The sequence below is a fragment of the Cupriavidus sp. SK-4 genome (genome assembly GCF_000611125.1).
GTDB lineage: Bacteria > Pseudomonadota > Gammaproteobacteria > Burkholderiales > Burkholderiaceae > Cupriavidus > Cupriavidus necator.
This window is the reverse complement of sequence record NZ_JFJW01000017.1, coordinates 24,846-29,410: the sequence shown is the minus strand read 5'-3', so window position 1 is coordinate 29,410 and position 4,565 is coordinate 24,846. Positions and strand designations below refer to the sequence as shown.

At 69.4% G+C, this 4,565-nt stretch carries 5 protein-coding genes; 4 read left to right on the top strand and 1 reads right to left on the bottom strand.

Annotated features, from left to right (window positions below; translation table 11 throughout):
* Positions 1-131: 131 nt before the first annotated feature.
* Positions 132-1,178 carry a serine/threonine protein kinase gene (locus tag CF68_RS03770; RefSeq protein WP_035816149.1) on the top strand — a complete coding sequence of 349 codons (1,047 nt, stop codon included), beginning with the start codon at positions 132-134 and terminating at the stop codon, positions 1,176-1,178.
* A gap of 47 nt (positions 1,179-1,225) precedes the next feature.
* On the opposite strand, the gene CF68_RS03765 is transcribed toward CF68_RS03770, so the two are convergent.
* Positions 1,226-1,666: a universal stress protein gene (locus tag CF68_RS03765; protein WP_018313685.1), complete on the bottom strand. Its 441-nt coding sequence runs from the start codon at positions 1,664-1,666 to the stop codon at positions 1,226-1,228.
* A gap of 351 nt (positions 1,667-2,017) precedes the next feature.
* Here CF68_RS03765 and CF68_RS03760 point away from each other — a divergent pair, with 351 nt between their 5' ends.
* The 3 genes from CF68_RS03760 to CF68_RS03750 all read left to right on the top strand — a co-directional run bounded on the left by CF68_RS03760 (position 2,018) and on the right by CF68_RS03750 (position 4,441).
* The gene (locus CF68_RS03760; RefSeq protein ID WP_035816148.1) at positions 2,018-3,085 is read left to right on the top strand and encodes a CaiB/BaiF CoA-transferase family protein; all 1,068 of its coding nucleotides are present in this window, start codon (positions 2,018-2,020) and stop codon (positions 3,083-3,085) included.
* Positions 3,086-3,177: 92 nt separating this feature from the next.
* Positions 3,178-3,588, top strand: a complete 411-nt coding sequence (locus tag CF68_RS03755) for a carboxymuconolactone decarboxylase family protein (RefSeq protein ID WP_051591390.1) — start codon at positions 3,178-3,180, stop codon at positions 3,586-3,588.
* A gap of 163 nt (positions 3,589-3,751) precedes the next feature.
* Positions 3,752-4,441: a LuxR C-terminal-related transcriptional regulator gene (locus CF68_RS03750; RefSeq protein WP_084187053.1), complete on the top strand. Its 690-nt coding sequence runs from the start codon at positions 3,752-3,754 to the stop codon at positions 4,439-4,441.
* The last annotated feature ends 124 nt before the right edge of the window (positions 4,442-4,565 follow it).

Sequence of the window (4,565 nt, the reverse complement as noted above, 5' to 3'; positions counted from 1 at the left end):
CCGCGGCGCAACCCGCGCGCCAGCCGCACGACGCGGCACCGGCACCGGCGCGCAATCGCCGTCCGGCGCCGCAGGCCGCGCTGCTCGGCGGCAACCGCAAGCCGGCGCGCTGAGCGGGACAGGCTGACACCATGCACGCGTCCGACGCCCCGGCCGACCCCGGCGTTCCCTACGCCGGCCTGACGCCGGAGCTGATGCTGGACGCTCTGGAAGGCGCCGGCCTGCGCCCCGACGGGCGCCTGCTGGCGCTCAACAGCTATGAGAACCGCGTCTGGCAGCTGGGCATCGAAGATGCCGCGCCGGTCATCGCCAAGTTCTACCGTCCGGGCCGCTGGACCGACGCGGCCATCCTGGAAGAACACGCCTTCGTGCAGCAACTGGCCGATGCCGAGATCCCGGCCGTGCCGGCCATGGTGCTGGCACCGGGCGCGGCCGGCACGCTGCTGCATCACGCCGGCTTCCGTTTCGCGGTATTCCCCCGCTGCGGCGGCCGCGAGCCCGCGCTGGACCGTTCCGACACGCTGACCTGGCTCGGCCGCTTTATCGGCCGCATCCACGCGCTGGGGGCGACGCAGCCCTACCAGGCGCGCCCGGCGCTGGATCTGGAAACCTTCGGCGTTGCCCCGCGTGACTGGCTGCTCGCCAGCGGCTGCATTCCCGCCGAGCTGCTGCCCGCGTGGCAATCGGTGACAGACCTGGCGCTGGACGGCGTGCGCCGCTGCTATGAGCGCGCCGGCGAGGTGCGCCTGCTGCGCACCCACGGCGACTGCCATCGCGGCAACGTGCTGTGGATCGACGAGGACGATGCGCGCGGCGGCACCCACGGCGCGCCGGGCCCGCACTTCGTGGATTTCGACGACAGCCGCATGGCGCCGGCGATCCAGGACATCTGGATGCTGCTCGAGGGCGACCGCGCGGCCATGCAGGACCAGCTGGCCGACATCGTTGCCGGCTATGAGGACTTCGCCGAATTCCAGCCGCGCGAACTGTGGCTGGTGGAAGCGCTGCGCACGCTGCGGCTGCTGCACTACAGCGCCTGGCTGGCCAGCCGCTGGGCCGACCCGGCCTTTCCGGCCGCGTTCCCTTGGTTCGGCACGGCGCGCTACTGGCAGGACCGCATCCTGGAACTGCGCGAACAGGTTGCGCTGATGGACGAAGCGCCCCTGTGGGGCGCCTGAGGTCTACCGGTCGGCGCCGCCAGGGCGCCGGTTTTCCACTGCTTTGCTCAACCCTTCTTTTCCGGCGCCTTGACCAGCAGCACCGGGCACTCGGCCTGCGCCAGCACGCGGCCCGCGACTGAACCGATCACCGCATCGAAGAACGAACCCCGGCCATGCGTGCCCATCACGATGGCCGCGGCGTCGACCGAGCGCGCACAGGCAACGATGCGCTCCGGCGCAAAGCCGTGCAGCGGGTGCCGCTCGAACGGCACCTTGGCTGCGGACAGGATGTCGCAGACCGCCGCCATGGCCTTGTCGCTGGCCTCCTTGTGCCAGTCGTCGATGGTTTCCTTGCTGACAAAGGCGCGCACCTGGCCGCTCACTTCCGGCGCCACATGGACGACATGCACGGTGAAGCCGCTCTGCAGCAGCTTGCCTTCGGCGATAAAACGGGCCGCGGCGTCGCTGAAGGCCGAGCCGTCGGTGGCGAGCACGATATTGGTCATGTTGGGAATCTCCTGAATGGGGGCTGTCGGCAGGCGGTGCGCCATGAGGCGGCACCGCCATCTGGAACCATCATGGCACCTAGTGTCCTGCCAGGACCCGATTTAGATCAAGTCGGATCGGATTTATCCGATCTTGCCGTGCGATAGCCGGCCGGCTGACGGATTCCGTCAATCCGGCTGAAGCATTTGGCCATTGCCCCGTCAATGCGGTGGCGCGTAGCATGCTCCCGAGCCCCGCGGCAGGCATTGGCACGCCCGCGCTGCCGCAGGCACGGCCCATCCCATACCAATTCAATGCAAGCTGTCCCCCGGCCATGGCGCGGGCGGGCGGCGCTTCCGGAGACGACGATCATGAGTGAGCGTGGCAACCTGCTGCCCCTGCGCGGTATCAAGGTAGTGGAATTCGAAGGCATCGGCCCCGGCCCGTTGTGCGGCGCGATGCTGGCCGGCCTGGGCGCCGAGGTCACGCTGGTGACCCGCCCGGTCGCGCCGGATGCCCGCCGCATCCTGCGCGGCCAGGCCGTGCCGCCTGAGATGGAGCTGGAGCACGGCAAGCGCGTGGTGCAACTGAACCTGAAGTCGCCGCAAGACGTGGCCGCCGCGCTGGACCTGGTGGCCGGCGCCGACGCGCTGATCGAGGGGCTGCGCCCGGGCGCGATGGAGCGCCTCGGCCTGGGTCCGAAGGCGTGCCATGCACGCAATCCGCGCCTGGTCTACGGCCGCATGACCGGCTGGGGCCAGACCGGCCCGCTGTCGCAGAGCGCCGGCCACGACCTTAACTACATCGCGCTGACCGGCCTCTTGTCGATGGCCGCGCGCGAAGGCTCACTGCCGATGGTGCCGCCGACCGTGGTGGGCGATGCCACCGGCGCGCTTGGCCTGGCATTCGGCATCACCAGCGCCATCCTGAGCGCGCGCGCCAGCGGCGAGGGCTGCGTGGTGGATGCAGCCATCACCGATATCGTCGCCATGCTGGGCTCGCTGGTGCAGGTGTCGCGCGCGGCCGGCACGCTGGGCGGCCCGCAACCCAGCCCCTTCCACGATTCGCCGTTCTATGACGTCTTCCCTTGTGCCGACGGCCGCGCCATCACGCTGGGCGCGCTTGAGCCGCAGTTCTACCGCGAGCTGCTCGAGCGGCTCGAACTGACCGACATCGACCCCGCCGCTCAGTATGACCGCGCCCAGTGGCCCGCGGTGAAGGCGCGCATTGCCGCGTGCATCGCAGGCAAGCCCAGTACCCACTGGGAGTCGGTGCTGGGCGGCACCGACGTGTGCTTTGCGCGCGTGCTGACCCTGGACGAGGCCGCGCGCCATCCGCACAACCAGGCACGCGGCACGTATCGGCTGTACCAGCAGGGCGAGCGCGAGGTGCCGCGTTCGGCGCCGGCGCCGCGCTTCCTGCCCGCCGGCACGGAATGACCCGGGGCCGCGGCGCCGATGCTGCGGCCTCTCGAGTCTGCCTGATCGGTTCGGCTACCATGCGGCATCCACCCAAACCGGAGACCCATGCCATGGCCGAACCCAGCCAACCTCCCGCCTATACCCCCACGCCGGCCTTCGAGGCCGGTCTTGACGTGCGCACCGAAGTGCTCGGCCCCGAGCACGTCAAGCGCGCGCTGGACGCCGCCGCGCAGCAGGGCGACACCAGCCTGCAGCAACTGGTGACGGAGTTCGCCTGGGGCACGGTCTGGACCCGCGACGGCCTGGACCGCAAGCAGCGCAGCCTGGCCACGGTGTCGATGCTGATTGCGCTGAACCGGCCGCAGGAGCTGGCCGGGCACCTGCGCGGCGCGCTCGCCAACGGCGTTACGCCGCAGGAGCTGCGCGAGCTGATGGTGCACAGCGCGGTCTACTGCGGTTTCCCCGCGGCGCTGGATGCGAGCCGCAAGCTGACGGAAGTCCTTGACGCTGCCAACGGGTAACGCCGACCGCGGCATCGATACGAAAACAGCGCGATGCAGAAAAGTCTGACTCTGATGCAGATTTTGCCGCATCTGCGCGGCGAGGATTCGGCGCATCAGAATCTCTCCGGCCCCTTAACCTTGGCACCAGGCCAAGCCATGCCAGTCGTTAAGGAGCCTCAAATTGCATCTCGCGCTGATCGTCGACGAACCTTCCCGGTTCCGCACCACGCTGTCCGCTGAACTCTGCGCTGAGCTGGGCGCCGGCGAAGTACTGGAAACGGATGGCATGCGGGAAGCGTTGCGGCTGGTCCGCGAGCACAGTCCGGGGCTGGTGCTGGTCGATGTCGAGCGCTTCGGCAATCCCGGCATCGACTTTGTCCGGCGCGTCTCGGCGACGCTGCCCGCGGTGCCCCTGCTGGTACTGTCCGGCAGCGACGCCACGCTGGCGTCGGTGCGGGCGCTGCGCGCCGGCGCCCATGGCTTCGTGGTCAAGCAGCGTGGGCTGGCCGAGGTGATGCAGGCCGTACGCGGCGTGCTGAGCGGCTACCTGGTATTTCCCATGCATACGCTGGAGACCGTGCGCCAGATCGGCGAGCAGCGGGAATCCGGCTTTGCGCGGCTGAGCAACCGCGAGATCACCATCCTGCAATACCTGGCGCGCGGCCATTCCAACAAGTCGATCGCGGCGCAACTGCTGATCAGCAGCAAGACGGTCAGCACGCACAAGGCCAACATCATGGCCAAGCTCAATGTCGGCTCCCTGGTCGAAATGGTGGACTACGCGCGCCGGCATCAACTGGTGTGGCAACGCGCACCCCGGGCGGCTTGCGGCACCATGCCGCCATCGCGGGTAGACTGTGGGCGTGTGTGACGAATCCGAGCTTTCCGCCCGATGTCTCCGTACCTGAATGCCGCCGCGCGCCGCCTGGGCGCCGTGGTGCTTGCCTGTGCCGCAGCGTGCCTGGCCACGCCTGCGTACGCCAACGAACCGATGT